This window comes from Microcystis sp. M109S1 (assembly GCF_020247025.1).
Taxonomy (GTDB): domain Bacteria; phylum Cyanobacteriota; class Cyanobacteriia; order Cyanobacteriales; family Microcystaceae; genus Microcystis.
In genome coordinates, this window is the sequence record NZ_JADBRW010000449.1 from 1 (window position 1) to 3,781 (window position 3,781).

Genomic DNA, 3,781 nt, shown 5'->3' on the forward strand with positions numbered 1-3,781 from the left:
ATCCCCATCCTCATCGGGAAATAAATCCAGAATCATCTCCTTGGGAAAGGGCGCAAGAGCGAATAAACTGAGGTAAAGTGCCAAAATTTGGGCATCTGGTTCGCTATTCAACTCCTCCCAACTGAGATTAAAGGCAGCTTTTAACCCGCTTTCTGCTGTCATTTCCCCATGAAACTTGGGATTTTTGGCTAAAATTCGCTCCTCTAAGCCGTTTTCTGCTAATTTCTGCCGTATTTTGCTACAATCCTGTCGTCGTACCAGCAACCTTGCCACCAATTCTAACGCCAAGGGTAAATAACCCAAATCCTGACATAATAATTTAGCTTCTTCGATTTGTGTGTCAATTCTGTTATCTCCGAGGTAGGAACGCAATAAATCAAGAGCATCTTCTTCTTTTAATACTTCTACCCGAAAAGTCGCAATTGTCGCTGATAAATATTCCTTGCGAGTGGTAATTAAAACCTGAAAGCGTTTCTCCTCTTGCGGTGGTAAATAATCCTTAATTTGCTGATAATCCCGTACATCATCAAAAATAATTAAGACATTTCCCGCTAACCAGTTTTGCCAACAATAACGAATTTTTATGTCTAATTCTCCCTCATCTGGTAGAGTTAATTTTAGATGTACTCGGGCAAAATCTAAAATAGAAGTACCGATAAAACCGCCATCACTCTCTGCCACATTTAACCAACATATACCACCGGGATAGGCTTTTTTTCGCCATTGTTGCCAACCAAACTGTCTGGCTAATTCAGTTTTACCTATGCCTCCCATTCCCGTTAAGGTAGATATAGCAAGCTTTTGGGATTGTTGTAATTTATTTTTTAAGTCAACTAATTCCTTATCCCTACCAACAAATTTAGGGATATTACTATTAGATAAATTGTGAGGATGTTGTTTAACCTGTTCCTTAACAGGCGGCTCCAGTCAGGTTTTATTGATGTTTATAGTTGCTGCTTGATAAACTTCACCAACCTCCCCCTGATTCTGGAAATTTTGACCTCCAGAATTAGCCTGGTTCATACTACTATTATCCTGAATTTTCAAGGATTGAATTTCTGTTGCTAAACCCTTGACTTTTTCGGCAAAATCTGCTTCATCATTCATGGCAACCTTTAAATAATCTGCTACTTTTTCTAGATCAGTTTTTGACCCTTTTTCAGCAGCTTGTAAAGCTTTTTCAGCATTAGGATTAGCTTTAAGTTTATTCCAGATAATTTGCCGCAAAGTATTAATTTTTTCTAGAGCAGCTTCGGTAAATTTTTCTACAGTAGTCTGAAATACCAAAGCAACAATTGTCGCCACTGTTATCGGTTCCATAGATAAAATCGGGGTGATAAGGGTTAACTTATTGATCGGATTTTTGGGGGTTAAGTTGCCAGCAATTTGACAACTCTTACCCCTATCATAGAACTTTTAATTTCATTTAAGTAGATAGGCACAATTATTTGTAGGATGGGTTAGCGGTAGCGTAAACTATGCGAGCGTTGGGTTTCATGCTTCAACCCAACCTACGTTCTATCATAGAACTTTTAATTTCAATTAGGCGGGTACTTCAATTTTACCCTGTCCGGCCAATCCAAAAGCGGCGTGAACCACTTGTAAGGCTCTGACTCCATCTTCTTGATTCACCACACAACTGATTTTTATATCAGAAGTAGCAATCATTAAAATATTAATTTTCTCCTTTGCTAAAGCTTCAAAAAAGCGTGCTGCTACCCCCGGTTGTCCTTCCATTCCCGAACCAACAATACTAACTTTGGCCACATCATTATTAACCACCACTTCCTGTAACCCCAAACTTTCCGATAGTTCTAAGAGGATTTTTTGGGCTAAATTAGCATCAGCTTGGGGCAAAGTAAAAGCGATATCCCGTCGGGGAATACCATCGACAATGCGGCAGCGTTGGGATTGAATAATCATATCGACACTGACATTTTTTGCCGCTAAAACCGAGAAAATTCTCGCTGCCATCCCGGGGCGATCGGGGACGCGACGAATGGCCATTTGTGCCTGATTATTATCTAGGGCCACTCCCCGTACCGGGACTAAATTGTGAGGGATTTCGCGATGAGCAACTTTAGCAGAATACTCCAGTTGAAAAGCATCACAAAGGACTTTAATCGCTTTTTCTCCGTCCGCTTCATCGATGACACAACTGACTTTTACTTCAGAAGTGGAGATCATTTCGATATTAATTGCCGCTGCGGCCAAAGTGCTAAATATTTGGGCAGCAATTCCCGGCCGGCCAATCATTCCAGCGCCGGTAATGGCGATTTTAGCGGCCCCGGATTCGATGATCACTTCCGCTTCCTCTGTATTAGTGGGATGGGAACGTAAAACCGGTGCGATCGCTTCGGCCACGGATTCGGCTTTTTTCAAGGCATTTCCCATCACCGTAAAGGCAATATCGTTGCTGTCCCCCTCGTGAATCGATTGAATAATTAAATCCACGTCCACCTGTTGATGAGCGATTTCCCCGAATAAACGGGCAGCGATACCGGGACGATCAGGAACCCGTAAAAGGGAGATTTTCGCCTGATTGCCGTCAAATTCCACCGCATCCACGGCTTTTGTCAATTCCAATCCTTGCAGGGTGCGCGGTTTCGGTGCCGGGGATGTCACCCAAGTACCCGGATCCTCAGTCCAACTGGAACGGACAACCAAGGGAACCCCGAAATTTTTAGCGATTTCCACCGCTCGCGGGTGGAGAACTTTCGCCCCTAAACTGGCTAATTCGAGCATCTCATCGCAGGTAATTTGGTCTAAAAGACGCGCTTCGGGGACTAAACGGGGGTCAGTGGTGAGAATACCGGGTACATCGGTGTAAATTTCGCAAAAATCGGCTTTTAAGGCGGCTGCTAGGGCCACGGCCGAGGTATCGGAACCACCGCGGCCTAGGGTGGTAATCTCTAGTTGATCGCTATCGCTGACACCTTGAAAACCAGCGACAACAACTACTTTACCCTCCGATAGATGACGGGAGAGGCGATCGGTTTTAATTTCTAAAATACGGGCGCGACTATGTTCGGATTCCGTGACAATTCCCACCTGAGCGCCGGTTAGGGAGATGGCCGGTTGTCCGATTTCCTCTAGGGCCATACTCATCAAGGCGATCGTCACCTGTTCCCCCGTGGATAATAACATATCCATCTCCCGGCGCGAGGGTTCGGCGGCGATCTGTTTGGCTAAATTGACCAATCCATCGGTGGTTTTACCCATGGCAGAAACGACCACCACCACGGTATTTCCTGCTATTACCGTATTTTTGACCCGTTGAGCTACCGATTGAATGCGTTCCACGGAACCTACCGATGTACCACCGTATTTTTGGACAATTACAGCCATAGTTGTCAGCGCTAGAGACTTTCTATCTTTGTTCAATCTCCAACTTATCAAAATTCCTTAACGTTAAGTGGTTTTGGTTAACATTCCTTATGTTTTATCTCAAATGCCGACTATCTAAATTAATCCTTAAGACTGCAGCGGAGAAGGGAGCGCCGGAGCTAGGTTGAGGCAGTCTGAGCATTTGTACTAAAATACCCATACTCAGTTTAAATCCAGTACATTTATGCTATTTTAATAGTATTTTTATCGTTTCCTCCTCTTATCGAAAATTTGGGTTAAAACCCCGTCCTTTTAGGACGGCTTTAAGCTACAATGGAAAAAGCGATAACCAAGCTAAAAACTGAACCTTGACCACAGATAGTAGGGGGTTTCGTTCAGAAAAGACTTCAAATTCGGCCTTGAACGAGTAAAACTTTCTAGGAAATAAGGTTGA

General features: G+C 43.5%; 3 protein-coding genes. All 3 read right to left on the reverse strand.

Annotated features, from left to right (window positions below; translation table 11 throughout):
• Positions 1–867: NB-ARC domain-containing protein (locus tag IM322_RS22020; RefSeq protein ID WP_287673395.1), on the reverse strand; the 867-nt coding region annotated here is incomplete at its 3' end.
• Positions 868–927: 60 nt separating this feature from the next.
• Positions 928–1,320, reverse strand: a complete 393-nt coding sequence (locus tag IM322_RS22025; RefSeq protein WP_158199491.1) for a hypothetical protein — start codon at positions 1,318–1,320, stop codon at positions 928–930.
• A gap of 222 nt (positions 1,321–1,542) precedes the next feature.
• Positions 1,543–3,348 carry an aspartate kinase gene (locus IM322_RS22030; RefSeq protein WP_287673392.1) on the reverse strand — a complete coding sequence of 602 codons (1,806 nt, stop codon included), beginning with the start codon at positions 3,346–3,348 and terminating at the stop codon, positions 1,543–1,545.
• Between the last annotated feature and the right edge of the window lie 433 nt (positions 3,349–3,781).